Here is a 25,658-nt window from a genome sequence, read left to right as displayed (position 1 = left end):
AGGCTGTCTTAACAGCCCGCTTTCATTTGGATTATTTTATTTTCGTAAACCTGTTCAAATCGCCATTTTCACCAAGGACAATCAGGATATCCTCCGCTCTTAATGTCTTCTCTGGATCTGGAGAGATGTCGACTTTGTTGGCCGTCTTTACGCCGATTACGGTGATATTATATTTGGCACGCAGATTGATTTCAATCAGGTTCTTGCCAGCCATGCTCAACGGAAGTTTGATTTCCTCGATACTATAGTCATCCGAGAGCTCGATGAAGTTCAATACATTCGGTGATGCCATTAGCTGGTGGGCAACTCTTTCTCCCATATCTCGTTCCGGGAAAATGACTTTATCCGCGCCAACCTTGAACAATACTTGCGCATGGTGCTTGTTAAGAGCTTTGGCAACGACATTGGCGACTCCCATCTCTTTTAGAATGAGGACGGTTAGAATACTAGCCTGAATGTCATCCCCTATTGCCACAATGACAGTATCGAAGTTCCTGATTCCAACTGCTTTCAAAGTTTGCTCATCGGTTGAGTCACCGATGACCGCATGGGTTACAAACTCCTTATAGTCTTCGATATGTTGTTCACTTTTATCAATCGCTAGTACTTCATTTCCTTCATGATATAATGTGGTCGCCACACTGGACCCGAAACGTCCCATTCCAATTACTGCATACTGCTTTGCCATAATAACATCCTCCTACCCAATCATCACTTTTCCAGCTGGATATCGATAATGATCCTCTTTTCTTTTTTTCGCAATTGCATAAGCCAATGTTAACGGACCAACCCGGCCCGCGAACATCGTTATCGTTATTAATATTTTTCCGTATAATGACAGCTCAGGGGTCAAGCCCATGGACAGACCGACTGTTGAAAAAGCTGAGACCGTCTCAAATAATAGCACCAGAAACTCTTTGCCAGGCTCGGTAATGGTCAACACCATTGTAACCAATCCTATTAGAAAAAGGAAAATCAGTGTAACTGTCAATGATTTAGAAATGATGGTATGATCCATTCTTCTTCCAAAAAAAGTGACATCCTCCCGGCCGCGAATTTGTGACCTCACAGCACCAATCAGGACGGCGAAGGTGGTGGTCTTGATTCCTCCCCCTGTAGACCCAGGCGAAGCACCGATGAACATAAGGAAGATGATCAAGAACAAGGTTGACTGCTTCAAGTCTGGGATATTCAATGTATTGGACCCTGCTGTCCTCGGTGTGACAGCCTGGTAAAACGCTCCGAATATTTTACCAGTCATCGTCATTGGCTTCAAGGTGGAAGGGTTGTTAAATTCCAGGATAAAAATCAGGAGCGCCCCTCCAAACACCAAAACAGCCGATAGTGCTAAAACGATTTTTGAATGCAGGGAAAGTCTCCTTGTCTTGCGATAGTCAAATAGCTCATTCATGACAATGAACCCAATCCCTCCCAAACTGATAAGAGTGATCATGGTGATATTGACGATCGGGTCTTCAGCATAGGCAGTAAGCCCTTTGAATCCACCCATCAAATCAAATCCGGCATTATTAAAGTTCGAAACAGCATGGAAAAATCCAAAATAAATCGCTTTTCCAGCGGCCATTTCTTGTGAAAACCGCAGAGATAGAATGATCCCGCCGGTAATTTCGACTACTGCTGTAAAAAGGAAAATTCGTTTGACAAGCCTGACAATCCCTTCTACAGTCTCGTTATTCAATGACTCCTGGATGATCAGCCTTTCTTTGAACGAAATCCTTTTACCTAAAATAAATGCAAGCAAAGTGGCAAAACTCATGAAACCCAGTCCGCCAACCTGGATCATCGACAGGATGACCATTTCCCCAAAGCGAGTAAAGGTATCACCTGTGTCAACGACGACAAGACCTGTTACACAAGTGGCCGAAGTTGCCGTAAACAAGGCATCCAAAATCGGAAGTCCCCTACCATCCACAGTGGATGCTGGCAGTGATAGCAACAATGTCCCTAAAAGAATCATGGCTCCAAATCCAAAAACAAGTACTTTCGGTGGATCTAATCTAAAAAACAATTTCTTGCGCATGATCCTTCCTTCTTTCCTTAGTATGAGGAATTATGCGTCTAATATTTCTTTGCAGGGACTTTGTTCGATCTGGAATTTAGAATAGTCGACATATCTAAAATACAGCAAAACAAAAAAGCCCCCAGAGGCTAAAAGATAGCAGCCTTGTGGACTTTATACATACTGTCACACAAGCTTCATCTTCCTCTTCTGCAACGCTTACGGAGTTAGCTGTCGGATTAGGGCTCAGAATAGCCCCGCCTGTTATCCAGGCCTCACCCCAAGTGGATTGCTCCACAAAGTTGGTTCCCCCGCTCTATTCAGATTCAGCGATTTAGAAATATGAAACTCATTTAATATCTTAAACTGCTGTAATCATACTCCTCCGCCATTCCATTGTAAACATGAAGAGAAAGCCAAAAAAGGCGCTTTTCATTCAATTTCAACGATAATTGATGACAAACAATCGTATTTCTTACTGAATCGCCGTTTTTCTCCGTTTTACAGGTATTGAATATTGGGGTGATTTACTAGGCGCATTGGAGTTTATATCGATTCATTTAAAGGTAAATAATAGGGTTGAATAAACACGGCAATTATTAAGGGTTGATACTCATTTCTTAAATAAATTGTTCGGGAGGTTATCGTGGATGAAAGCCATGATTATTTTGAATCCATCTTCAGGAAAGGAAAAAGCAGCGGACTACGCTGAAAAAATAGAGGAAACATTACGTGACCGATACGATAAAATCGATATTCGAAGAACTGAGAAAGAGGGCGACGCTGCAGCATTTGCAACTGAGGCCTGCATTTCTTTATACGATACCGTCATTGCAATGGGCGGCGACGGGACCATCAATGAGGCCATAAATGGACTGGCTGAACAAAACCACCGGCCCGCTCTGGGCATCATTCCACTTGGTACGATCAATGATTTTGCGAGGGCTCTTACTATTCCACTGGACCCTTATGAAGCCATGGAAATTTTAAAAAAGCAAAACCTCCGCCCTGTGGATATAGGGAAAATCAATGATCATTATTTCGCGAATGTCATAGCTGTAGGATCCATTGCAGAAGCTTCTTATAATGTGAGTCCAGAACTGAAGACCAGATTTGGTTCCCTGGCTTATTTTATGGAAGGAGCAAAATCATTCCTTAATGGCGAAGCAATCGATTTAGTCGTCGAACATGAAGGTGGAAAATGGGAAGGTCATACTTTCCTGCTGCTTGCTGCACTGACGAATTCTGTTGGCGGCTTCGAGTCCCTTGCTCCCGAAGCAAAGTTGAATGATGGAAAATTGCATACTTTCATCATCAAAAAAGTTTCCGTTCCGAAAATCGCTTCCCTTGTCCCTTCGCTTATTAAAGGAGAGTTAGAGGAAAGTGAAGATGTCGAATATATACGGACTTCTTATCTCAATATTACATCTGACAAGGCGCATGTTGTGAACATCGACGGTGAAGAAGGCGAGCCATTGCCTTTTAAGGCAAAAGTACTTCCAGGACACTTGGATATATTTGTTCCTTTTTTAAATAACAAAAACTGAGCGGGAACGAGTCCCGCTCAGTTTTTGTTTTTACTTCACACTAGAATCAAAGTTATAGAAGAACTTAGCTGAGATCGAGCCATCTTCATTTTCCTTGATATCCGTTACGTGAATTCCGGAGTCAGCCGGTGTAGCACCATAGCCCTTCCAGAAGTAGTAAGAACCTGTGTGGACCTTTCCGCTAACTGGAGTCAGCTTGCTGCCAGTCTTGAAGAAGTCAGCTGCGTCACCGCGGTTAAGGTTCCTCTCTAGATCATACTTGCCATCCGCCTGAAGGACAGAAAGACCATAGTGTGTGACCACTTCACCACTGCTTGCAGTCTGTGACTGATTGAACTGGAAGCGCTTGTTCATCCAGTTTTCCACGTTATTCGGACGGAATCCAGCAGTCTGGTAAAGGTTGATGACATTTTCATCAACATGCCATGCCACTAATCCATGAGCATCTTCACCCTGGCGTACCATTCCTTTATTGAAGCCCTCTTGCTGCATATTTTCAAACAGGAAGTATTCAGTTCCGTTTGAACCTGGAACTTCCATTTTAACAATGCCGTTATCAGCTTTGGCCGCATTAGCTGCCGGTAAAGTGATTTCCTGAACGCCGCTCTCAGGTGTTACTTCGATTGGCTCTGCCCAACCTAAGAAAATCTTTGAGAATGGGTCGAAGTGAGTTGGAGAGTTTCCGGAATAAGCCGATTTATTAGGATAGCGCATCCAAGAACCGCCGGCCATCATCGAGTAGTTACCAACACCTTCAGATGAGTAAACAGTATCATAGAAATCAGGAAGTCCTAGAGCATGTCCAAACTCGTGCGCGTAAACGCCAGTTTGAGCAGGGAAAGGACCCGTTTTTAACTCTTCTTTATATGAGTTAGTTGCTGTATCAAAACCAGATACGTTACCGCCGATACCAGGCTGGATGTTGTAGTTGTTTACGACTACTCCATCGTAAGTCATGTCTTCTGCCACAGTTTTGTTAATCCATTCACCCTGGGACATACCAGCATCAACATCGGCAGGCTGGCCAGTTTCATAGTATTTCCCATAATAAAGTGCGCTTAGCAAGCTCCACTTATGTGACCAGAATTGAGCAGGGTCGCGGCTGAATTCTGCGCCTGTCCCTTCATGGATGACGAAGATATTTGGAACTTCACCGTTCTCAGCGTATTGAGAAAAATCAACTTGTGCATCGGCTGCTTTTAACAGATCACGAATGAACTCACCTGTATGTGCATCACCATTTACGTTCCCAAGCTTATATACTCCACCTTCTGCATAAGTACCTTCCTGGTCAAGGTAATATGAAGCACCTTTAGGCATCTCTACCCAAGCGAAATCGGTATTTTCTTTACGAACAAGGTTTACCTTTCCATAACTTGACTCCGTGTAAGCATTTTGCATCGTACGGTTCTTTGGAACGTCTGCACCATCATATTGCTCGAATTGCTCTAGCTCATACGGATTGTACTCAGTGCCAAAAATCAGGTCCTCATAATACTTGGCAGGTACTTGTCCTGGCATGTCGCCAACAGGCTCATCACCATCAGGATATTTAGCTAACAATACAAGCACAGGAACATCACCTGTTGCTTCATTGTAAGCCACATGATTATCTCCCGGTTGCTGAAACTTCGCACCTGTTTTAGCAATTTTCTCAGCAGGATCGGCCTTCGAAATATCAATTCCTAATTCCTTTGCTCTATCAACTAGCTCCGGAGCTGCACCTACATGGTGAGCAAGGCTTAGTTCATATTTACTTTGCGGTTTGACAGCAGAATCAGTTGAGCTGACTCCAGCGAATACCGCACTTCCTGCCAAAGCTAGAGAAAGCGCTGATGTAGAAAGAACTTTTAACAAATTATCCACTCCCTATTAGAATATTTCCATTTCCTAAATAATATAAAATATTCAGTATATTCTAAATAGGGAAAAAGTATCGTTTGATAGTATTTCTCGTGAGTCGAAAGACTTAACTTTAAACAGCCAGCTATAAATATTTACTATTTTGCCATAATAAACCAAATAATATTTTATTTATGAGACTTGTTAGTAAGGTTCGGACAACTCTTCACGCTTTTCCTTCAAACCTGTCTTAAGTTGGATTATCTTCTGACAGCTTTTCACGCTTTTTCCCAAAACCTGTCTTAAGTTAGATCATCTTTTGACAGCTTTTCACGCTTTTCCTTCAAACCTGTCTTAAGTTAGATCATCTTTTGACAACTTTTCACGCCTTTCCTTCAAACCTGTCTTAAGTTGGAGCTAGTTCGGACAACTTTCCTCGTTTCTCCTTCAAACCTGTCTTAAGTTGGATAATCTTCTGACAGCTTTTCACGCTTTTTCCTCAAACCTGTCACAATACCGATGTTTTCTTGACAGCTTTGAGTCTCTCCACCTGAAACCTGTCACAATACCGACGTTTTCTTGACAGCTTCGTGCCTCTCCACCTGAAACCTGTCATAATAACTACGCTTTCTTGACAGCTTCGTGCCTCTCCACCTGAAACCTGTCATAATAACTGCGCTTTCTTGACAGCTTCATGCCTCCCCACCTAAAACCTGTCTTAATAACTACGCTTTCTTGACAGCTTCGTGCCTCTCCACCTGGATCCTGTCATAATAACTACGTTTTCTTGACAGCTTTAAGTCTCTCCACCTGAATCCTGTCAAAACAGAAAAAGCCTCGCACGAAGCGAAGCTTTTTTCCAAACTGACTGTTACAGGATATCCATCCAAATCTTAATTGCAGTACCTAAGATCAAGAATGCAAGGATGTACTGAAGAATCTTAGTATTCACTTTCTTACCAGCATTTGCACCCATTGGCGATGCAATTAGACTGGCAACTACCATGATCAATGCTGGCCAAAATTCTACCTGGCCCGTGGCAATTTTACCTACTGTAGATCCAATGGAAGAGATGAATGTGATTGCCAATGAAGTGGCAATTGTCATTCTGGTTGGAATCTTCAAAACAACCAGCATGATTGGCACAAGCAAGAATGCTCCGGCTGCGCCTACGATACCTGCTCCAATCCCTACGATAAATGCGAAGAATGCTGCCAGCCATTTATTGAAGCTAACCTGGTCAAGCGGGATATCATCTACTCCCTTTTTCGGTACAAACATCATGATTGCCGCAATTAATGCCAGGATACCATAAACGAGATTAATACCGCCTTCGGACAAGAACCCAGAGCCATAGCTTCCGATCAGTGAACCGACCAGAATAGCGGAACCCATATAAATGATCAATGTCTTATTTAAGTATCCACCCTTACGGTAGGCCCAGACGCCACCAATTGTCGCGAAGAAAACCTGGACCGCACTGATTCCGGAAACTTCGTGGGCACTGAATGCAGCAATGCCGAACAATGGCGGAATGTATAATAGCATAGGGTATTTAATGATTGAACCGCCAATTCCAACCATTCCGGAAATATAAGAACCGATAAATCCAATTAGAAAGATGACAATAAGAAACGTGAAATCCATCGGGCTTCCTCCTTTTTTTTACAAAGCTACTTTCTTAAAAAAGCTGTGAAGCCACTCCTTTTTCAAAAAAACAAAAGAAAAAGGAGACGAGCTCCCCTTTCGTTCAATTACGCCTTCTTCATCCAGAACTTGAACACACCGTTTTCTTCTTCGTGCTTCATAAGTTCGTTTCCTGTGGATTGTGCCCAAGCTGCTAGATCTTTTACAGCGCCTTTATCAGTTGTGTGGATTTCTAGTACTTCTCCAGATTGAAGGTCAGTGATTGCCTTCTTTGTTTTTACGATTGGCATTGGACAAGCTAGTCCTTTTGCGTCTAATACTTTTGCTACGTTCATGTAAAAATCCTCCTTGGTTGTTTAAAAAGTTTTTAGGGTTGTTTTTAAAGTAGTATTCTCCGGGGAGCAAAGCCCCCCATAAGTGATTTATCTTACCGCACAGCGGTTTGGTCCAATTTCCATTTCTCTTTGCTTCTCATCGTCTGGGTTGATTTTCCCCATGTTTGTTTCACGGATTTCCTGATATGCATTCGGCTGTGGAGGCAGGTTCTCCGTTACAAGTCTGCGGAATTCAGCCTCATCTTCGATATTCAAACCGTGGTTCTTCGCAAAAAGAGTACCTAATTTTTCAGAAACGCTGCCGTCTTCGTTCAACTCTTCAATGATCATGAAGTGAGCAGGAAGAACGACAAGCTCATCAGAAAGCTGCTTATAGCGAGTGTATAGAGAGTTTCTTAGGTCCGTTACCCAGTCTTCAGCTTTTCCAGCCAGATCAGGGCGTCCAATTGAGTCAATGAATAGTATATCCCCAGAAAGAAGGTACTTTTCATCTACTACAAATGAAGTGGAACCGATTGTGTGTCCTGGCGTGTATAGTGCATTGATGTCGATGTTTGTCTCACCGATTTTTACAAGGTTGCCATCTTCAAGAGGCTGGTAGTTGAATGTAACTTCATCAGCATCTTTCGGAGGCAGCCAGTAAGTTGCACCTGTTGCTTCAGCAATTTTTCTGCCGCCAGAAATGTGGTCTGCGTGCAAGTGTGTATCAAATACATGTTTGATTTCAACGCCAAGCTCTTTAGCGAAATCAAGATAAACGTCAGTCATTCTTGTCGCGTCGATCAAAGCAGCTTCACCATTTGAAACGACTGCGTAAGAAAGGCAGCCTTTTCCGATACGGACGAACTGGTACATTGATCCGCCATCCTTAAGATCGCCAACTTTGACAGGCTCAAGGTGTTCGCTCCACGCCTTCATTCCGCCTTGAAGGTATGACACTTCGCGGCCTGCTTCTTCCAGCATTTCTGCAACCATTACTGAAGAACCTTCTTTTGCACATACAACAAGAACTTCTTTATCAGTAGGTACTTTATCAAGGATTTCTTCTACTCCATCAAGAAGGTCGAAGTAAGGGATGTTAAAGTACTCGAAATTTTCGCCTTCGATTTTCCAGTCATTAAAGTCGCTCTCGTTACGGACATCAAGGATGAATAGTGGTGCTTTATTGAATACTTTTTTTGTTACTTCTTTAGACGTCATTGCTTTCATAATTTATTGTACCTCCCTGGGTATAATTTTTTGCAAAAAAATAATTACTGAACTTTTGTTTCAGTTGGGCCATTCCATTCAGACATGCCTGGTACGACGTTCCAAACCTTGTCAAAGCCTTTGCCTGAAAGTGTCTGGGAAGCCATATCGCTTCTGTTGCCTGTGCGGCAAACAACCAGGATTGTTTTGGACTTATCAAGTTCTTCGAGTCTGTTATCAAGGTCCCCAAATGGGATAGAAACGGCATTTGGAATATGGCCAAAGGCATATTCAGCCGGTTCCCTTACATCAAGGACAACAACATCCTCGTTTGCTTCAAGCTTTTTGACAACATCGTCGTTTGAAACAACATTCGGATATTTTGTTTCTTCCTGTTCTTCACCAGCTCCGCCTTTGCGGATATAGTGTTTTAGAACATCTCCTTCTTCAATGGTTCCAAGGTACTGGTTGCCAGAGCTTTTTGACCACGCCTGGATATCTGCTCTAGAACCTTTATCCGTTGCAAGCACCTCTAAAACCTCGCCAGGATTTAAATTGTTGATTGCTTTCTTCGTTCTGACAATCGGCATTGGGCATGCAAGCCCTTTTGCGTCGACTGTAGCATTTGTCTTAACAGTTTCCATTTGTCGACCTCCAATTAATAGTATCTATTAGATGAACAGGTTGACGTTTCCGTCTTCTGCATCAGCAAGGTAAGCTGCTACACCGGCAAACTCAACGCCATCCATGATTTCTTCTTGAGTAAGACCAAATAAGTCTACTGTCATCTGGCAGGCAACAAGTTTTACATCCTGTTCTTTAGCCATTTCAATCAAGTCTGGAAGCGGCATTGCATTGTGCCTCTTCATGACATCCTTGATCATTTTAGGGCCAAATCCTGCATAGTTCATTTTTGACAACCCTAATTTATTCGCGCCTCTTGGCATCATCTTGGCAAACATCTTTTCGATGAAGCCTTTATCTGCCTGGATCGGCTCATCTTTTCTTAGAGCATTCAAACCCCAGAACGTATGGAAAATTGTCACTTCATGATCATAGGCAGCAGCACCATTAGCAATGATATATGCAGCCATGACTTTATCATAATCCCCACTGAATAAAATGATGGTTGTTTTTTTCTGTTCTCCCATTATCTTTTTTCCCCCTCTTTAATTACGGTAATGGGTATTTATGACTGCAAAAAAATATAATATCTTTTCTAACGTGATTACGTTGTTAAATACCTCACAGGGTATATATTATAAAAGATTAACCACTTTGTCAACCGTAATTATGAATTTTTTATGACTTTATTATTCAATACGAATTTTCCCCTTGGAAATTCGCATTCTGAACACGCGGATATTATTATCATATGTTGCCTTTGATGTATTGTTGATTAGTATTTAAGTTGGGTGGAAATTATTATAGGACAATAAATAGATCTAGCTGAAGACAATATGTTATAGGACAATAAATAGATAGCCGAAGACAATATAATATAGAAGAAAATAATTTCCCTGAAGAAATAATGAATTAATATTGGTTCGAAAATGTGAGGTCAATAAACAGAAGAAATAGTGGAATAATAAAAAAAATAAATCCAAGTCCTGAAAACAGATCTTTATAATTAGCAGATTGTAAAGATTGTGAGTCAGGCTTGATTATTCTTCATCAAGCATTCTATATTTAATACTTTCATCGTAAAGCCCGTTTTTCTTGCTCCAAGCCCAGATGATTCCTGCAGACGCAGTGAATGCAATCATAACCAATAGTAAAATCCAAGCTCCAGGTGCCATTTTTCCACCTCCTATTGTTAAATATCCTATACTATCGAATTACTCTAACAGAATTTCCGGAAACCGTCCAGAGTATTTTTCAGGGGTTGTAAAAAGAAACCTTTGAGATTACAATGTGTTCAAATTCAATTGGGAGGTATAAAAATGGACCATCAATCCCTGGGCTTTTACTTCGATTTCCTTTATTACATCGGAGTGCCTATCCTGATTATCTTCGTCCTTGATTCACTTCGCAAAAAGTATAATAAAAATGAAGAACAGAATTAAAAATCCCCTGACAGAGTGAAACCATTTCACTCTGTTTTTTTTTGTCAAAAATGTAAATAAAGCCTGTTTATTTCCAGTTAGACAGCAAGTATAAAACAATTGGATAACACTATAAAAAACTTGAATAACTTAAGTTCTCCTTGGGATGTATCATGTAACATAGCAGATTGTGAAGAAATTGTGAAATTTATGTGTTTATTTTATGAACAAGGGAGTGTCAAAATGTTTACAGACGAAAAATGGAGTTCATCCAAGAATTGGTTCATCGCTGCTGTCTTTTGGATCATCATCGGCATGAGCATGGGACTTCTTACTGCAACAAAACAAATCTGGCCAGAATTGTTGAACAATCGCTGGACAACTTATGGGCATGTTCGCTCGGCGCACGTCATGCTCGTTATCTACGCCTGGTTATCAATGGCTTATGTAGGATCCATGTTCTACATGATTCCCAAGCTTGCTAAAACGAAGGTTTATAGCGAGAAACTAGGAAATTTTGGTTTAGTATTTTATAACATTGTCATTTTAGAAGGATTTTTCGCATTGCTGTTTGGCCAGACCGAGGTCATCGAATATGGTGAATTTCCACTTTGGGTTGACGTTCAGCTTCTTGTCGCAATCGGACTTGTAGCTTATAACCTTTTCAAGACAGTTGGACGCCGCCAGGAAAAAATGCTTTATGTCAGCCTTTGGTATTTCCTCGGATCATTGCTATGGCTGCCACTGACCTGGATTGTCGGCAACTTCCCGGCACAATGGATTCCAAGTGGGGTACAGCAAGGATTGATGGGCTGGTTCCTTGGACATAACGCAATCGGCTTGTGGATGACAACGGTGGGTGTTGGACAGATTTACTACCTGCTTCCTAAATTGACTGGCCGCCCTCTATACAGTCACCAGTTATCGATGATTGGTTTCTGGGCAATTGCTACATTTTATGTTTGGAATGGTCCTCACCACTTGATGAATGGACCAATCCCAGGCTGGATTTCAAAAGCCGGAGTTATTCCTTCAATCGTTCTATTGATACCGGTTTGGGCCGTTTTAGCCAACTTCTGGGGAACAATGAAAGGATCCTGGTCACAGACAAGAACTAGCGTACCGCTTCGTTTCACCGTTGCGGGAACAATATTTTATCTTTTTGCCTGTCTTCAGGGACCACTGCAAGCCCTTCCATCAGTAAGTTCAGTCATTAAGTTCACTCACTGGACTGTTGGGCATGCACATATGGGACCATTTGGCGCGTTTTCTTTCACATCTTTCGCGGCAATTTATTACATCCTGCCTAAAATCGTTGGACGTGAAATGTTCAGCAAGAGAGCAATGGAAGCACACTTCTGGTTCTCTACTGTCGGTTTCCTAGTATTCGCATTCTCATTGTGGATCGCTGGTGTAGTACAGGGATTCGCATGGATCGACGGCATACCATTCCTGCAAACTGTATTGATGATGGAGCCTTACGTACAAGGGCGCGCAATCGGTGGAACAATGATGTATGTAGCTCAGTTCTTCCTGGCATGGAATATGTATAAAACTATTAAACTTGCAAAACTTGAGAAAAAACAGCAAGGACAGCAGCAAGCTGCTACTGCTTAATGAGGAGGGAACACGTTGGAACGTAAACCATCAGCTGTATTAATCGTTGCTTTAATTCTATGGACTTTCGGTGTAGCCGGAACCGTCATCCTTCCCCTCTTCGATCAGGAAATCAACTCTGCGACTGCGAGCGGCGAGCTCCGCAATTATCCAGAGGATTCTGCTGAAGCAAGAGGAAGAGACGTCTATGTCCAGAACGGCTGCCAGACTTGCCACACCCAATTTGTAAGAGCGTTGCCTGCCGATACAAACCAGAATTTAGGACCTGTATCAAAAGGCGGCGACTATAAATATGATTTGCCTCATCTATTGGGATCTAACCGTACCGGCCCTGATTTAATGTGGGTTGGATTGAAGTATAACGAGGACTGGCAGCGCCAGCACTTGATTGATCCACAATCAACAAGCCCTGGGACAATCATGCCATCCTTCGATTACCTTACCAATCAGGAACTGGATGATCTTGTCGCTTACCTGATGAGCCTCAAGCCAACAGAAGAAAGACTGGAAGAATACAAGAAAGAACGGGAAGAAGCAAAATCAATGGACCATAATTAAGATCCATTACCGCTCATTGCCTTGAACCCAGATAGTTCAGGGTAATGAGCACCCATATCAGTATTCATAAGGCAGGTGTAAAACATGAAAAAAGAATATCAGCAACATGACAGCAAAGAGGGAGACATTGTCTCTGGTATCAAGATTGAACACAATAAAGTGCCGAAGCTCCTGGTCGCTGTATTTTATGTTGTCGCCATCTGGGCGATCGGGTATGCGATCTTCATGCCTGGAAAACTTGCAGTCGAACCTGCGGCGGCTCCCCAGGATAATAAAGGTGAGCTCATTTTCGAGGGTACTTGCCTGAGCTGCCACGCTACTGGTGCAGCACCTGACTTGAGAGGTGTAACCGACAGGATGCCGGAAGAGGACATCAAAAACGTCATTAAAAAAGGCCGTAACACGATGCCTGCGATTGGTCACCTTTATACAGAGAAAGAAATCGATAAAGTTTATGAATACTTAGAGGATTACAGATAAGGAAGGAGGATTTCCGTGGGTAAAACTATAACAAGATGGGCATTTTTTATCATTATTTTCACTCTGCCGTTCTGGAACGGTTTCAGGATGGACATCGACAACGAAAAGCTATTCTTGTTCGGCTTCCAATTATCCTATGAAGCTGGCTACTTATTTTTCGTTTTCTTATTCTTGTTCCTGATGGCTTTCCTGGCACTATCGATGATCGTGTACAGGGCGTTTTGCCAGTATGCATGCCCTCACAATACCTTCAGCATGCTTTTAAACAAAATTGAAGCAAAATTAGGTGACAAGGGCAAAGCCGTAACATTCCTGCTGGCTTTCGTTGTAAGTATCTTCATGGCTTACGCGACAGTGAGCTATTTCTACGACCCAATGACAATCTGGGAATCGCTCGTTAATTTTAAAATGAACAAATACTTCTTCCTTGTCACTTCAACCGCTGTTCTATTTACAGCTTTATCTTACAAGGCAAGAAACTCTTTTTGTAAAGTTTGCCCATACGGACTTGCTCAGGGCATTTCCCGTGTGGACGACAAAACCCAATGGCTTACCCATCCAGGTGTATGGATTACATGGGGTACAACGACTGCCCTTGTACTAGTCCTGCTTGTTGGATGGTTCTAAAGAAAACCGAAGCGAGGTGAGATCATACATGAATAAAATCTTGAAAATGTCAGCATTCGCACTACTGTCAATTTCTCTTACTGCCTGTTCTGAAGCCGCAGTAAAAGATGCATCACTTGATGATAAGAACGAAAAAGACCTTCCGCCAATCCATGAGGACTATTCTTCAAACTGGTGGAAAGACCAGCCGAACGGAAACGCAGATACCAATACAGATTGGGACGGAGAGGGCTGGATCCTCTCATCCAACGAAGTTAGTAACGGTGTTGCCATCGCAGACATCAAAACTGGTAATGTGGTCAAATACTTCCAAAGCTCAGGTACTCCCCACCATGTTCATTTGAACAAAGAGCAGACATGGGCTTTTGCGACACAGCGTTATGGAACAAGCGTTTTAGCCATCAATATGGAGACACTCGAGTCCCATAATATCGATTTTCCAGGCTTTGAAGACGCTCCTGCTCCGCAGCACATGACAATGTCCAGGGACGGCAAGTATGCCTTCACTTCTTTGAATGGCGTTGGAGCTGTCGGAATGATTGACGCTAACACGGCAGAGCTTGTAAAAGTGTTCAAAGACGTTGGTAAAAAGCCAAGGGATTTGAACGTCACTCCTGACGGCAAAAAACTGTTTGTCAGCTTGCAGGCAGAATCGTTCATCACGGTCATAGACATCGAAACAGGTGATATGAGGTACCTTGAAAGAACAGAGACTGACTACGGCAAAGGCACAGGTTCGGGTCTCGACATGTCAAATGACGGCAAACTAGTTGCTGTTTCCAATACAGCTGACAATGAAGTGGCAATTTATGACGCAAAGACTGAGAAGCTTCTTAAGAAATTTGGCGATATCCCTAAACCAGTTAATGTTAGCTTCATGGGTGATACTTACGATTTAGTTACAGGAAACCGTAATGATGGTTCAATTTCCATCATCGATGCCGACAAATTAAAGTTTGTCAAAACCATCAAGACAGGTCCAGGGACTAATATTCCTTACCTCGGTCCAGACGGATATTGGTATACATCGCAGAATGGTGCCGGTTATTTGACTGTTATGGATCCGGAAGATAACTATAAAATCGTCAGGAAAATCTGGGGTGTCCAGAATATCCACTGGCTCGCTTGGAGTCCAGATGGCAGCATGATGTTTGGTTCTAACTGGGGAGATAAAACCCTCACAAAAATTGATTTGACAAAGAAGAAGGATTTCAGACAGACAATTCCTGTTGGTTTGAATCCAAACGGAATTGCAATCAAGACAAATGTTCCTAAAGACCAGCTTGTAAAATATCAGGAAGAAATTAATGCAGAAGAAGCGAACAGGATCAAGAAAGCTTCAACTCTTGTTTTTCCGGATGCGAGAAATATCAATGAAGAAGCATTCCTCGGAACTTGCTTACAGTGCCATGATATCGGCCGTATCATGAGAAACAACAGTAAAGGCCCAGAGGCATGGACTTCAGTTGTTGACCGCATGAAAGGGAATGGAGCAAAAATGACCGATGAACAAAGACAGCAAATCATCGATTACCTTGCTTCCGATGAGCATAAGTCGCTTTCCATCCAAACAGAATTGGAAATGGAACTGGCTGAACAAAATAAGGATAAAGAATAACAAGAAAGCTGCAGCGAAATATACCAATGCTGCCATAAAGAAAAATCCTAATGCTTCTCAACAGGAAGCATTAGGATTTTCATCTAATTTCCTTATATAGTCCCATAATCTCTCATGAAGATTAGATTTGAACTGTTTATCTTTCCTTAACAGGAAGAATGGACGAAAACGATCCCTGTCTTTGAACGGACTGACCCTAATCTGTGTTGAATGAATTTCAGGACAAATAGCCAGTTTGGAGAAGACAGCGACACCAAGCCCGTTTTTGACACCTTCTTTGATGAGCGTATTGCTATTATACACAAGGACAGATTTCGGCTGGATATTCAACCCTTTCCATAAGTCCAGTGTTGCCTGCCTCATCGCACAGCCTGGTTCCCTGATCAGCCAGGTCATTTCTTCGAGCTTTGCAGGATCCTGGTTTTCTGGGTCTACCCTGAGCTGTGGAGAAACACCAAGAACAAGCAAGTCATCATAAAACTCATGAGAAATAAAGTCATATCGGCCAGCTTGTCCCTCGACAAGAGCAAGATCAATTTCCGATGCATACAGTAAGTCTGTGATATGAACAGATGTACCGATAGTGATTTGGATTTGGTCGCTTGTTATATCAGGATTGAGCTTTATGAAATCCTGTATCATTTTCGAGATCATGCATTCACCGATCGTATTGCTGCAGCCAATCTTGATTGTTTGACTGGAATCTCCTTCTGCAAGGATATTTTCCAGTTTCTCATTCAATGCGATCAACTGCTGGCCATGTTCATACAATCTTTTACCGGCTTCTGATAATTTGATTTTACGATTGGCCCTAATGAATAACTGTTTATTATAATAAACCTCTAACTGGCTGATTTGATGGCTAACGGCGGGTTGTGAAAGGTTCAGCATCTTACCTGCCTGGGAGAAGCTCTCATATTTTGCGGCAGCAATGAAAGTCTTTAAATGTTCCAAATTCAATATGATCGCACTCCTTTATACTTTAGAAATGGAGGGAATAAAATGAAAAAAGTAGATATCGTCATTACCGTTCTTGTATTATCTGTCTTTATCTTCGGCTTGATGTACTTTACCAAAGATGATTCCGTCACTTATCGCGATGTTAAGTTTGAAATCGCCTCACTGGCCATTTTATCCACTGTGTCCCTGTTCACCTATTTCGGTATCAGAAGAAATTTAAATCATTAATTGGTATTATACCATACGGGGTTTAAGTTTGTGATAGAAAAATATAGTTGAGTAAAGCCTAGGAGCACTCCTAGGTTTTTTTCATATCAGAATTCATATCATTTAAACTTAGAGAATTGCCCAACCCACCGCCTAGCCAGTTTTCATCCCCGAGATTGCTTCCTCTAGGATCTTGCGAGAAGCGTAATCATTGAGCAGATCGAGATGTTTGTCGGGGCTGATCAAGGCGCTTGCGCTTTTCTTATGTTCCATGAAGCAGTATACTAGCAATCAAAAAGAAGTAATTATCACAGCCTGTAAAAGCGAGAGAATAAAATTGAAACTTAACAACAGTCATTATACAATAAAATACATAATACCAACGTGGGTATTACTTCATTGTTCTTCATTAAAACTTAACAAATACATCATATAATAGATACTAGAAAAGGAGTGACTACTTATAATGACAGATATCGGATTATTTTTTGCTTTTACTGCTGGAATTTTATCATTTTTCTCACCATGTGTTTTCCCTCTCCTTCCTGCTTACATAACTCATTTGACTGGCGGAAAGATTGAGGGCTCAAAAGTTGCAGTCGATCGCGCAACACTTTTCACTCGTTCTTTTGGTTTTATTGTCGGATTTAGCCTGATTTTTATCGTCATGGGCGCCTCGGCCTCTTTCCTTGGACAGGTATTTGCCAATTACCGGACAATCGTCATGCAAATCGCTGGATTGCTGATCATCATTTTCGGACTGCAGATGGCCGGCCTGCTGAACATTAAATTTCTGATGATGGAGAAAAAAGTCCATTCCGATACGAAATCGAAAGGCGCTTTCAGTTCTGTATTCCTTGGAATGGCGTTCGCGAGCGGATGGTCACCTTGTGTAGGACTTGCACTCTCATCCATCCTGCTTTTAGCGAGTTCTTCCGATACTTTATACCAGGGAATGTATCTGCTGACTTCATATTCTCTTGGAATGGCCGTTCCTTTCCTGATCATATCTTTTGTTATTTCTTATTCTTTGAAAGCAATCAAGAAGATCAACAAATATCTATCTAAGCTCGCACTCGTGAATGGTATGATCATGGTTGGAATGGGCTTCCTCGTCCTTTCCGGCCAAATGCAAAAAATAAGCGCCTGGCTGTCTGCTTACAGCTTATTCGGATTTTAGAATCCTGCTGTAGCTCTTCAAAATGCTGATTCAAGGCAATGTCAAGGAGTGACCTGTGCTATGAGGCAAGAACTGATTGGCAAAAGTGTACTGGTTGTCGAAGATGATCCTAAAATCCGTACGCTAGTAAAAATTTATTTAACGAATGAAGGCTACGAGGTCCTGGAAGCGGCCAATGGGATTGTCGCACAGGAAATGATTGAAAAATATGATCCTTGCATCCTGATCCTTGACCTTATGCTCCCAGGCAAGAGCGGTGAGGAGATTTGCCTCTGGCTGCGTAATGACCTGGAAAGTATGATGCCTGTCATCATGCTGACAGCAAAAGCTTCTGAAAAAAGCATGATTGAAGGCTTCAAGCTCGGTGCCGATGATTATGTCGTAAAACCTTTCAGTCCTGCCGAGCTGATGGTCAGGATAGAAGCGGTGCTAAGAAGGACGGCAAGCCGTTGTGGAAAGCTGACTTTTACCGGCCTAACCATCAAACCCGCTAAAGGGCAGGCAATGGTCAATGGCGAAGCACTCGATTTGACCAATTTTGAGTTCAGGCTTCTCCACATGTTCATGCAGCATCCCGGCCAAATCCTGTCGAGGGCACAAATACTTGACACTATCTATGAAAACAGCGAAAAGGCCGTCACGGAGCGGACGATCGATGTGCATATCAAGAACCTCCGGGAAAAAATCAAAGAAAAAACGCCGAAAGATTATATTCAGACAGTAAGAGGGATGGGGTATAAATTTGCGGCGAATTAAGAGAATCACGAACTTGTTATTATCGAAGCTGGTTGCCGTCAATAGCATCGTCATCCTCCTGGTCATCATGCTTGCAGGAATATCAGTAAAAGATTATGCCTGCTTTCTTGTTAATCATGAACAAGTGACCGGCGCGCAGCTTGTTGATACGTTGAATTCATTTCTTATAAAAGTAAGCATCATCGCTTTTATCGCAGCAGGGCTATTGCATTATTTTTCAGTAAGGAAGATTGTGAACCCTGTGAAAGCAATGGCAGCTGCTGCAAATCAAGTTAAAGCAGGTAAAATCCCGCCGAAAATCGATGTTCCTGCAAGTGGGGAACTAGGTGAACTCGTAACAAGCTTTAATGCCATGACAGAGACACTTTCTGTAGTCCAATTAAGGCGAGAAGAAATGTTAAGGGATATCGCCCATGAATTAAGGACCCCGTTGACGAATATCAATGGCTACCTTGAAGCACTCCATAATGGTGTATTGACGGGGGACAGGGAGCTTTTTGGCTCTCTTTTGGATGAATCCAAGAGGATTACAAGGATTGTTGACCTGATCGCTGAGCTAGATGCCTGGAGCCAGGAGTCGCAATTCCCGGAGAAGCAGTTTGAAGAATTGGACATGAAACAGGTTTTGGCTGAATCCATTGCGGCCTTCCACCTCAAATTGTCGGGCAGGTTCGAGTCATTCAGCCGGCAAATCGAACATGCTACGGTTGTTGGCCATAAGGATGGCTTGAAGCAAGTTCTGGCAAATCTGCTCCAGAATATCATCGATTATGATAGCGGAGGTCACCTTGATATTAAGGGACAGCTTGATGCTGAAGGATATAGGATTTCTTTTACCCATGAAGGAACCTATATTGATCCAGATAAAAAAGAGCTTATTTTCGAGCGGTTTTACAGGCTTGAAGAATCGCGGAGCACAAAAGCGGAGGGTGCCGGACTCGGACTAGCCATCGCCAAAAGCATCATCAGCGCACATGATGGGAAAATTGGCCTTGATACAGATGGGCATCATCACTCATTCTGGATCAGCCTGCCAACTCGTTCCAATTCTTAATCAATCCTTAACAATACGATTGCATACTGATCAGTAAATGTAGTTTTGTATTGAAGGAGAGATTTTCATGGAATTTACTTATTATAATGAAAAACTGATCGGACAATTAGAATACGGGTTCCTTCCAATTTCCCCGAATACTGAGATGGGCTACAGGCCTATGGAACTTTTCGTATCTTCATTGACTGGGTGCAGTACCTCGGTACTGGCAAATATTCTTGAGAAGAAGAGAATAGACTATAAAAGAATGGACGTCATAGTGTCAGCAATCCGAAACACCGAAGAGGCAAACCGGATTGAACAGCTGACCTTCAATGTGGCCGTCCAGACGGATACAGAGGATAAGCAAAAGCAAGCTGAGAAGATTGCCGGCCTTGTCATGAAAAACTGCGGCATGATCCAATCTGTCATCGGAAGCATCGACATTCACTATCAGATTGAGTTCACGCCAGACCAGCCAAAAAAAGGTGATGTTGCTTGAATTATATAACGATTGGCAGGTTCACGCTGCCGGCAGATTTGCTTGCCGCGTTTGCTGCCATTTTCATTGGAGCCCTGATTTATCGGGCAAGGGAGAAAAAGAGCATAGGAGACTGGTATTGGAATAGCTTCTTCATTTATATAGCGATTTACAAGCTCAGCTATGCCGTTTTAAATTTTAAGATGTTCCTGGATACTCCCTTCTCCCTCCTTTATTTCAACGGAGGTACGGAAGGCCAGATTCTTGCTTTTGCAGGCATTTCAATCTACTTATATTTGATTTCAAGGAAAAAGGAGAACCTGGTTCTTGTACCAGAATATCTGCCAGGCTACTTCCTTTTCTTCCTTCTCTATTGGACTGGATTATTCGCGTTTTCAGAGGATTTCATTGCCGCTGGAGTACAGGCCATCCTATTCATTGTCTTTGCCGGGTTTTATTTTAAAAGAGTGGAACTAATCACGGAATATGCGATACTATTCCTGATGGTGGAGGCTCTGATTCTCAGCCTTTTTTCCGATTTACTTGCAGTAGAGAATCTGCTGATTTTCGCACTAGGAATTTACTTAATCATGTTTCAGCGTTTTAAAAAGGAGGATGCTCAGCATTGAATAAAAATCTTTTATCATTCGCGATTTTAGCACTGGCTGTCGTCATTTTGATCGTGAATATCTGGAAACCAGGGGCGACCGAGGGCGAAAAGGATACAACAGCACCAACAGGAGATTCCGTTGAAACGACCGAGGATATTCCAGGCGCTAAGCTGTCTTCATTGCGAGAAGGCGCAGAGGCACCTGACTTCGAACTCAATACGCTTAAGGGTGAGACCATCAAGCTGTCTGATTACCGCGGCAAAAAAGTGATCCTGAACTTCTGGGCTACATGGTGCCCTCCATGTAAAGCCGAAATGCCGCATATGCAAAATTTCTATGAAGACTATAATGACCAGGGCGTTGAAATTCTAGCCGTCAATCTGACGAACATGGACAAGGGCGAGGAAGAAGTCCAAAAATTCGTCGATGAATATGGATTGACCTTCCCAATTCCTATGGATGAAGAAGGATTCGCCGGAACCACCTATCAGGCATTTACGATCCCAACAAGCTACATCCTCGACGAAGACGGAGTAATTACGAAAAAAATCGTCGGCCCGATGGACGAGAATATGATGAAGGATCTCACTGGAGTCAAATAGAAAAAGTCACGGCCGGTGCCGTGACTTTTTTGATTGGTTTTTGGTTTTTATGGACATTTTGGCGTTGGGTTGCCTCTGAAATGTCCATTAAACCTTCCTTCTTGGACATTTTGATGCCGCTTTGCCTTCGAAATGTCTATAAAAACCTCTTTCTTAGACATTTTGGCTCTGCTCTGCCTTCGAAATGTCCATTAAACCTTCCTTCTTGGACATTTTGATGCCGCTTTGCCTTCGAAATGTCTATAAAAACCTCTTTCTTAGACATTTTGGCTCTGCTCTGCCTTCGAAATGTCCATTAAACCTTCTTTCTTAGACATTTTGATGCCGCTTCGCCTTCGAAATGTCCATTAAACCTTCTTTCTTGGACATTTTGGCGCTGCTTCGCCTTCTAAATGTCCATTAAACCTTCTTTCTTGGACATTTTGACACTGCTCCGCTTTCGAAATGTCCATTAAACCTTCTTTCTTGGACATTTTGGCGCTGCTCCGCTTTCGAAATGTCCATTAAACCAATGAATTTTATGTGCTCAGGATTTTTTGTTGTTCAGCGGCTTTGAAGGTTCCCTTTTCTTTTAAAAATTGCTTAATAACATCAACTGCATGAACATCATGGTAGGTTTTAACTGTTTCAGCGCCTTTAAACAGCTGCTTTCCTGCTCCGGCAATCTTGTATTTCCTCGTCAAATTGATTTCCTGCCCACCTATGAGCAGCTTCTGAATTCTGTTCCCTTCCGGATTGTATGGCTTGAAGGACATGAATATTCCAGAGGACCTCAATATATATCCGCCTTTTTGCTTGAACGGATCCCTTGAAAACACCATTTCCAGATTCTTCTCGAGGGCATTCATCAGGCGCTCTCCTGTCATCTCAAGAGTGAACATTTCCGGGTTCGTTGGGATGATTGTGTGCAGGTCATACTCGGTCATTTCGCCTACCGGTAGAGGAGTGCCATATCTCCACCCATGCGAAAATGCCAAATCGCTATCGTAGGCGTGACGATATGCATCTGTGATCAGTTGATCCATCGGGGCTTCATTCAAGGTCATTCTGTGTAAAATAGACTCTGTCTTTCCGACGATATTACCCCGCTCCTTACTGTACGGTTCTAATATCTCTGCAATGATTCCCACCATTTCCTTTTCTTCAGGAAAGCTCTCATCGATTGGCACTAGTTCGTATCGATAGTCTTCCATTTTTCCGTCTTCAAGAGTGATATCCAGTTTTCCAAGGAATGATGCACTTGAACCAGACTGAACGACAAGAGTATCGTTGACGGTAATTGCCTCTTCTACCCTGTCATGGCTGTGTCCTGACAAGATGATATCAATGCGATCAACAAGAGTTGCCAGTTCAACATCAAGAGGAAGGCCCATATGGCTTAACAACACAACTAGGTCTACCTGCTCCTTCAAGGCTTCCACACAATCACGCGTTTCCTCCACCCCTCTAGAGAACGCAAGACCTTTCGAGAAGCTTTCAGGCATGGTCTCATCGACATACGGATAAGTCAGTCCAATGATACCGACCTTGACGCCCTCTAGCTCCTTGATGATAAATGGCTTCATAAACGATTCCTTTGTTTCTTGATTCTTTACGTTGCAGGCGACAGAGGGAAAAGGCAATGCTTTTACCAGAGAGGACAATTGCTCTTTTCCGTAGGCAAAATCCCAGTTCCCAGGGACCCATCCATCCAGCCCCATTTTTTCCAATGCTGGTAAAATCGCTTCGCCTTTAGAGGCAACTAAAGGTAGTGTTCCATGAAAAAGATCGCCGCCATCCAGGAATAAGACATTCTCATTTTGGGATTTAAGATCTTTAATATATTTTGCAATTCTAGAAAAACCACCTGTTTTGCGAAGTTCCGGCTGGTTCTCTTTCCAGAAAAGTTCATGATGGAGTTCCAGGCTTCCATGGGTATCGTTTTGTTGTATAATCGTCAACTTAGTCATAATACCTCTCCTCTACTTTTTAGGATTTTTCCATAAATCTCATGATTGGCATGAAGCTTATGGAAAAATCCTTTCTAGTCAAAAGGAGTACCCTTATTAGGTACCCCTTTTTGTTCCTTGCCCTCATGTTTATCTTACTGCGCATCGGTTCGGACCAATTTCCATTTCCCGCTGTTCTTCGATATCCGGATTGATTTTACCCATATTCATCTGCCTGATTTCCTGGTAGGAGTTAGGCTGAGGAGGGAGATTTTCGGTTACTGTCTTCCTGAACGTCTCTTCGCTGTCGATTTGCAATCCGTGGTTCTCAGCGTACAGCACGCCAAGTTTTTCGGAAATGCTGCCATCATCATTCATCTCATTGATCCCCATATAGTGGGCCGGCAGGACAAGCAGTTCATCGGCAAGTTCTTTGTAACGCTGATACAAAGTATTCCTCAGGTCGCCTACCCAGTCCTGAGCCAGGCCGGCCAGGTCAGGGCGTCCGATTGAGTCGATGAACAAAATGTCACCTGTCAATAAATATTGATCATCAATGATGAACGAAGTACTTCCAATTGTATGGCCCGGAGAATACAAAGCCTGGATCACAGTGTCCCCAACCTTGATTTCATCGCCATCTTGAAGAGGTTCATATTGGAATGTCACTTCTTCTGCATCTTTAGGCGGAAGGTAGTACTTGGCTCCCACTTTATCAGCAAGCTTCTTTCCGCCGGAAATATGGTCAGCATGGAGATGTGTATCAAGCAAAGCAACCAGCTTGGAGTCCTTCCCTGACATGAATTCCTCATACTGTTCAATCATCCGGTTTGTATCAATGATGGCAGCCTCGCCATTCGATTCAACAAGATAGGAAAGACACCCCTTCCCGATACGGACGAATTGATAGAGCGATCCGCCATTTTTAAGGTCACCGATCTTGATAGGCTCCAAATGCTCACTCCAGGCTTTCATACCGCCTTTAATAGAGTATACATTCGTGTAACCAGCCTCTTCAATTTGCTCGGCAACAAACTCAGACGAACCACCTTTTGCACATACGACATAAATGTCCTGGTCTTTAGGCAATATATCCTTTATTGGATCAATACCTTCAAGAAGGTCAAAGTACGGCGTATTATGGACTTTTACATTGCGGCCTTCGATTTTCCAATCATCGAAGTCATCTGTATTTCTTGCATCAATGATAAACAGGTCCTCATGGTTAATGACTTTTTGTGCTATTTCTTTTGCTGTGATTGTCTTTACCATCTGATTCCTCCTGTTTTGCTTTGAGTTTAGAATGTCAATGTAATGTTTGCATCGCTAGCGAAGTGAAGGAATGAAGCGGCTCCGCCAACGTCAATGCCATCAACGAACTGGTCTTTTTGAAGTGACATTACGTCCATTGTCATCTGGCAGGCAATCATCTTGACGCCCATTTCAGCTGCCATTTCAACTAGTTGTTCTACCGGAGGAACGTTTTCTCTTGCGAATCCTTCTTGGAAGTGCTCTGTACCTGCTGGCATAGGAAGTTGTTTGTGGGCTTCCTTATGGATCAAGTTCAAGCCTTCAAATGTGAAGAAAATCCCTACTTCTGCGTCTGTCGCTGCTGCCGCAGTCGCGATATTGAATACTTTATATGCATCGAACATGCCGCCATTAGAGGCGATGATAGCTACTTTCATTATTTTGGTTCCTCCTTATTTTTCAACTGATGTTTCGGTAGGGCCTGTCCAGTCCTTCATCCCTGAAACAACATTTATTGGTTTCTTAAATCCTTTTTCGGCAAGCTGTTTCGCAGCCATATCACTTCTTGATCCGGAACGGCAAATGATGTAGACATCCTCTTCAGGGTCCAATTCATTGAAACGCTGCTCCAGTTCTCCAAGAGGAATTGATTTTGCATTAGGAATGTGTCCAAAAGCATATTCAGCAGATTCCCTTACATCGAGAATGCTTAATTTCTCTTCGCCTTCCATCTTGGCCAGTATTTCTTCAAGTGTAGCTGTATGCGGGTGTGGCGATTCATCGTTCAGTTCATCATCACTGGCTTTGCGAAGATAATGTTTGAGCACATCTCCATCTGTGATTGTACCAAGGTATTGATTGCCAGTACTTTCAGCCCATGCTTTCAAGTCGGTAGTTGAACCTTTATCTGTAGCCTGTACTTCAATAACCTGGCCAGGCTCAAGCTCATTCATTGTTTTCTTCGTTTTGACAATCGGCATCGGGCAAGCCAGTCCTTTTGCGTCCAGTACTTTATCCGCAGAAATTGACATAGTAATCCCCCTTCCTAAAGTTTAGTATCCATGAATTCGCGGAATCCATACTGCAAAGTATATCCCTAGTTTGTATACCCCTCAAGGTAAAAA

General features: G+C 42.7%; 28 protein-coding genes and 1 riboswitch. Of the genes, 14 read left to right on the top strand and 14 right to left on the bottom strand.

Features of this window, described 5'->3' with window-relative positions; translation table 11 throughout:
• Positions 1–31 precede the first annotated feature (31 nt).
• Complete coding sequence (locus AB5I83_RS10895; protein WP_167833947.1) at positions 32–688, bottom strand: potassium channel family protein; 657 nt, start codon at positions 686–688, stop codon at positions 32–34.
• 12 nt (positions 689–700) lie between these two features.
• On the bottom strand, positions 701–2,041 hold the full coding sequence (locus tag AB5I83_RS10890; protein ID WP_448975234.1) for a TrkH family potassium uptake protein: 1,341 nt from the start codon (positions 2,039–2,041) through the stop codon (positions 701–703).
• Between the two features lie 179 nt (positions 2,042–2,220).
• A riboswitch (cyclic di-AMP (ydaO/yuaA leader) is annotated at positions 2,221–2,362 on the bottom strand.
• Positions 2,363–2,670: 308 nt separating this feature from the next.
• On the opposite strand from AB5I83_RS10890, the gene AB5I83_RS10885 reads away from it, so the two are divergent.
• Positions 2,671–3,567, top strand: coding sequence for a diacylglycerol/lipid kinase family protein (locus AB5I83_RS10885; RefSeq protein ID WP_448975232.1), 897 nt, complete (start codon positions 2,671–2,673; stop codon positions 3,565–3,567).
• Between the two features lie 30 nt (positions 3,568–3,597).
• Here the strand turns inward: AB5I83_RS10885 and AB5I83_RS10880 are convergent, their stop codons facing one another.
• The 7 genes from AB5I83_RS10880 to AB5I83_RS10850 form a co-directional block, all read right to left on the bottom strand.
• Positions 3,598–5,433 carry a M6 family metalloprotease domain-containing protein gene (locus tag AB5I83_RS10880; protein WP_448975230.1) on the bottom strand — a complete coding sequence of 612 codons (1,836 nt, stop codon included), beginning with the start codon at positions 5,431–5,433 and terminating at the stop codon, positions 3,598–3,600.
• 847 nt (positions 5,434–6,280) lie between these two features.
• A complete protein-coding gene (locus AB5I83_RS10875) occupies positions 6,281–7,057 on the bottom strand; it encodes a sulfite exporter TauE/SafE family protein (protein ID WP_448975228.1) in 777 nt (258 codons plus the stop codon).
• Positions 7,058–7,164: 107 nt separating this feature from the next.
• Entirely contained in the window at positions 7,165–7,392 is a 228-nt protein-coding gene (locus AB5I83_RS10870) for a sulfurtransferase TusA family protein (RefSeq protein ID WP_448975227.1), read from the bottom strand.
• 87 nt (positions 7,393–7,479) lie between these two features.
• The gene (locus AB5I83_RS10865) at positions 7,480–8,601 is read right to left on the bottom strand and encodes an MBL fold metallo-hydrolase (protein WP_448975225.1); all 1,122 of its coding nucleotides are present in this window, start codon (positions 8,599–8,601) and stop codon (positions 7,480–7,482) included.
• A gap of 44 nt (positions 8,602–8,645) precedes the next feature.
• Positions 8,646–9,224, bottom strand: a complete 579-nt coding sequence (locus AB5I83_RS10860; RefSeq protein ID WP_448975223.1) for a sulfurtransferase TusA family protein — start codon at positions 9,222–9,224, stop codon at positions 8,646–8,648.
• A gap of 27 nt (positions 9,225–9,251) precedes the next feature.
• Positions 9,252–9,731 carry a DsrE/DsrF/DrsH-like family protein gene (locus AB5I83_RS10855; protein WP_448975221.1) on the bottom strand — a complete coding sequence of 160 codons (480 nt, stop codon included), beginning with the start codon at positions 9,729–9,731 and terminating at the stop codon, positions 9,252–9,254.
• Positions 9,732–10,244: 513 nt separating this feature from the next.
• Positions 10,245–10,379: a hypothetical protein gene (locus AB5I83_RS10850; protein ID WP_264163790.1), complete on the bottom strand. Its 135-nt coding sequence runs from the start codon at positions 10,377–10,379 to the stop codon at positions 10,245–10,247.
• A gap of 144 nt (positions 10,380–10,523) precedes the next feature.
• On the opposite strand from AB5I83_RS10850, the gene AB5I83_RS10845 reads away from it, so the two are divergent.
• The 6 genes from AB5I83_RS10845 to AB5I83_RS10820 all read left to right on the top strand — a co-directional run bounded on the left by AB5I83_RS10845 (position 10,524) and on the right by AB5I83_RS10820 (position 15,525).
• A complete protein-coding gene (locus AB5I83_RS10845) occupies positions 10,524–10,646 on the top strand; it encodes a hypothetical protein (protein ID WP_264163791.1) in 123 nt (40 codons plus the stop codon).
• Between the two features lie 222 nt (positions 10,647–10,868).
• On the top strand, positions 10,869–12,242 hold the full coding sequence (locus AB5I83_RS10840) for a cbb3-type cytochrome c oxidase subunit I (protein WP_448975218.1): 1,374 nt from the start codon (positions 10,869–10,871) through the stop codon (positions 12,240–12,242).
• Between the two features lie 15 nt (positions 12,243–12,257).
• Positions 12,258–12,800: a cbb3-type cytochrome c oxidase subunit II gene (locus AB5I83_RS10835; protein ID WP_167833956.1), complete on the top strand. Its 543-nt coding sequence runs from the start codon at positions 12,258–12,260 to the stop codon at positions 12,798–12,800.
• 84 nt (positions 12,801–12,884) lie between these two features.
• On the top strand, positions 12,885–13,280 hold the full coding sequence (locus AB5I83_RS10830; protein ID WP_167833957.1) for a c-type cytochrome: 396 nt from the start codon (positions 12,885–12,887) through the stop codon (positions 13,278–13,280).
• Between the two features lie 15 nt (positions 13,281–13,295).
• The gene (locus AB5I83_RS10825) at positions 13,296–13,907 is read left to right on the top strand and encodes a 4Fe-4S binding protein (RefSeq protein WP_167833958.1); all 612 of its coding nucleotides are present in this window, start codon (positions 13,296–13,298) and stop codon (positions 13,905–13,907) included.
• Positions 13,908–13,935: 28 nt separating this feature from the next.
• On the top strand, positions 13,936–15,525 hold the full coding sequence (locus tag AB5I83_RS10820; RefSeq protein WP_448975215.1) for a beta-propeller fold lactonase family protein: 1,590 nt from the start codon (positions 13,936–13,938) through the stop codon (positions 15,523–15,525).
• A 57-nt stretch (positions 15,526–15,582) separates the two neighbouring features.
• Here the strand turns inward: AB5I83_RS10820 and AB5I83_RS10815 are convergent, their stop codons facing one another.
• Positions 15,583–16,485 carry a LysR family transcriptional regulator gene (locus AB5I83_RS10815; protein WP_448975213.1) on the bottom strand — a complete coding sequence of 301 codons (903 nt, stop codon included), beginning with the start codon at positions 16,483–16,485 and terminating at the stop codon, positions 15,583–15,585.
• A gap of 42 nt (positions 16,486–16,527) precedes the next feature.
• Between AB5I83_RS10815 and AB5I83_RS10810 the strand changes: the two genes are divergently transcribed.
• From AB5I83_RS10810 to AB5I83_RS10780, 7 genes are all read left to right on the top strand, one after another.
• On the top strand, positions 16,528–16,713 hold the full coding sequence (locus AB5I83_RS10810; RefSeq protein WP_167833961.1) for a hypothetical protein: 186 nt from the start codon (positions 16,528–16,530) through the stop codon (positions 16,711–16,713).
• A gap of 445 nt (positions 16,714–17,158) precedes the next feature.
• Positions 17,159–17,872 carry a cytochrome c biogenesis CcdA family protein gene (locus tag AB5I83_RS10805; RefSeq protein WP_167833962.1) on the top strand — a complete coding sequence of 238 codons (714 nt, stop codon included), beginning with the start codon at positions 17,159–17,161 and terminating at the stop codon, positions 17,870–17,872.
• Between the two features lie 60 nt (positions 17,873–17,932).
• Positions 17,933–18,628 (top strand): response regulator transcription factor, encoded by a 696-nt coding sequence (locus AB5I83_RS10800; RefSeq protein WP_448975211.1) that lies wholly within the window; start codon positions 17,933–17,935, stop codon positions 18,626–18,628.
• A complete protein-coding gene (locus AB5I83_RS10795) occupies positions 18,615–19,682 on the top strand; it encodes an ATP-binding protein (protein WP_448975209.1) in 1,068 nt (355 codons plus the stop codon). The genes AB5I83_RS10800 and AB5I83_RS10795 overlap by 14 nt, the downstream gene beginning before the upstream one ends.
• A gap of 67 nt (positions 19,683–19,749) precedes the next feature.
• A complete protein-coding gene (locus tag AB5I83_RS10790; RefSeq protein ID WP_448975207.1) occupies positions 19,750–20,163 on the top strand; it encodes an OsmC family protein in 414 nt (137 codons plus the stop codon).
• Positions 20,160–20,771, top strand: a complete 612-nt coding sequence (locus tag AB5I83_RS10785) for a hypothetical protein (RefSeq protein ID WP_448975205.1) — start codon at positions 20,160–20,162, stop codon at positions 20,769–20,771. The genes AB5I83_RS10790 and AB5I83_RS10785 overlap by 4 nt, the downstream gene beginning before the upstream one ends.
• Positions 20,768–21,355 carry a redoxin domain-containing protein gene (locus AB5I83_RS10780; protein WP_448975203.1) on the top strand — a complete coding sequence of 196 codons (588 nt, stop codon included), beginning with the start codon at positions 20,768–20,770 and terminating at the stop codon, positions 21,353–21,355. The genes AB5I83_RS10785 and AB5I83_RS10780 overlap by 4 nt, the downstream gene beginning before the upstream one ends.
• 518 nt (positions 21,356–21,873) lie before the next feature.
• Here AB5I83_RS10780 and AB5I83_RS10775 read toward each other — a convergent pair.
• From AB5I83_RS10775 to AB5I83_RS10760, 4 genes are all read right to left on the bottom strand, one after another.
• Positions 21,874–23,304, bottom strand: coding sequence for a bifunctional metallophosphatase/5'-nucleotidase (locus tag AB5I83_RS10775; RefSeq protein ID WP_448975201.1), 1,431 nt, complete (start codon positions 23,302–23,304; stop codon positions 21,874–21,876).
• Between the two features lie 129 nt (positions 23,305–23,433).
• Positions 23,434–24,555 carry an MBL fold metallo-hydrolase gene (locus AB5I83_RS10770; RefSeq protein WP_448975199.1) on the bottom strand — a complete coding sequence of 374 codons (1,122 nt, stop codon included), beginning with the start codon at positions 24,553–24,555 and terminating at the stop codon, positions 23,434–23,436.
• A gap of 26 nt (positions 24,556–24,581) precedes the next feature.
• Positions 24,582–24,971, bottom strand: coding sequence for a DsrE/DsrF/DrsH-like family protein (locus tag AB5I83_RS10765; protein ID WP_192472589.1), 390 nt, complete (start codon positions 24,969–24,971; stop codon positions 24,582–24,584).
• A 15-nt stretch (positions 24,972–24,986) separates the two neighbouring features.
• Positions 24,987–25,565: a sulfurtransferase TusA family protein gene (locus AB5I83_RS10760; RefSeq protein ID WP_448975197.1), complete on the bottom strand. Its 579-nt coding sequence runs from the start codon at positions 25,563–25,565 to the stop codon at positions 24,987–24,989.
• Positions 25,566–25,658: the final 93 nt, after the last annotated feature.

The organism is Mesobacillus sp. LC4, assembly GCF_053543455.1.
The sequence above is the reverse complement of the archived record's forward strand: the minus strand, read 5'-3'. Positions and strand labels throughout refer to the sequence as shown.

Bases quoted from the DNA above. Each gene is read 5' to 3' on its own strand.
- AB5I83_RS10895 (WP_167833947.1), bottom strand. From the start codon at position 688: ATGGCAAAGCAGTATGCAGTAATTGGAATGGGACGTTTCGGGTCCAGT.
- AB5I83_RS10890 (WP_448975234.1), bottom strand. From the start codon at position 2,041: ATGCGCAAGAAATTGTTTTTTAGATTAGATCCACCGAAAGTACTTGTT.
- AB5I83_RS10885 (WP_448975232.1), top strand. From the start codon at position 2,671: ATGAAAGCCATGATTATTTTGAATCCATCTTCAGGAAAGGAAAAAGCA.
- AB5I83_RS10875 (WP_448975228.1), bottom strand. From the start codon at position 7,057: ATGGATTTCACGTTTCTTATTGTCATCTTTCTAATTGGATTTATCGGT.
- AB5I83_RS10870 (WP_448975227.1), bottom strand. From the start codon at position 7,392: ATGAACGTAGCAAAAGTATTAGACGCAAAAGGACTAGCTTGTCCAATG.
- AB5I83_RS10865 (WP_448975225.1), bottom strand. From the start codon at position 8,601: ATGAAAGCAATGACGTCTAAAGAAGTAACAAAAAAAGTATTCAATAAA.
- AB5I83_RS10860 (WP_448975223.1), bottom strand. From the start codon at position 9,224: ATGGAAACTGTTAAGACAAATGCTACAGTCGACGCAAAAGGGCTTGCA.
- AB5I83_RS10855 (WP_448975221.1), bottom strand. From the start codon at position 9,731: ATGGGAGAACAGAAAAAAACAACCATCATTTTATTCAGTGGGGATTAT.
- AB5I83_RS10850 (WP_264163790.1), bottom strand. From the start codon at position 10,379: ATGGCACCTGGAGCTTGGATTTTACTATTGGTTATGATTGCATTCACT.
- AB5I83_RS10845 (WP_264163791.1), top strand. From the start codon at position 10,524: ATGGACCATCAATCCCTGGGCTTTTACTTCGATTTCCTTTATTACATC.
- AB5I83_RS10840 (WP_448975218.1), top strand. From the start codon at position 10,869: ATGTTTACAGACGAAAAATGGAGTTCATCCAAGAATTGGTTCATCGCT.
- AB5I83_RS10830 (WP_167833957.1), top strand. From the start codon at position 12,885: ATGAAAAAAGAATATCAGCAACATGACAGCAAAGAGGGAGACATTGTC.
- AB5I83_RS10820 (WP_448975215.1), top strand. From the start codon at position 13,936: ATGAATAAAATCTTGAAAATGTCAGCATTCGCACTACTGTCAATTTCT.
- AB5I83_RS10810 (WP_167833961.1), top strand. From the start codon at position 16,528: ATGAAAAAAGTAGATATCGTCATTACCGTTCTTGTATTATCTGTCTTT.
- AB5I83_RS10805 (WP_167833962.1), top strand. From the start codon at position 17,159: ATGACAGATATCGGATTATTTTTTGCTTTTACTGCTGGAATTTTATCA.
- AB5I83_RS10800 (WP_448975211.1), top strand. From the start codon at position 17,933: ATGAGGCAAGAACTGATTGGCAAAAGTGTACTGGTTGTCGAAGATGAT.
- AB5I83_RS10790 (WP_448975207.1), top strand. From the start codon at position 19,750: ATGGAATTTACTTATTATAATGAAAAACTGATCGGACAATTAGAATAC.
- AB5I83_RS10775 (WP_448975201.1), bottom strand. From the start codon at position 23,304: ATGACTAAGTTGACGATTATACAACAAAACGATACCCATGGAAGCCTG.
- AB5I83_RS10770 (WP_448975199.1), bottom strand. From the start codon at position 24,555: ATGGTAAAGACAATCACAGCAAAAGAAATAGCACAAAAAGTCATTAAC.
- AB5I83_RS10765 (WP_192472589.1), bottom strand. From the start codon at position 24,971: ATGAAAGTAGCTATCATCGCCTCTAATGGCGGCATGTTCGATGCATAT.
- AB5I83_RS10760 (WP_448975197.1), bottom strand. From the start codon at position 25,565: ATGTCAATTTCTGCGGATAAAGTACTGGACGCAAAAGGACTGGCTTGC.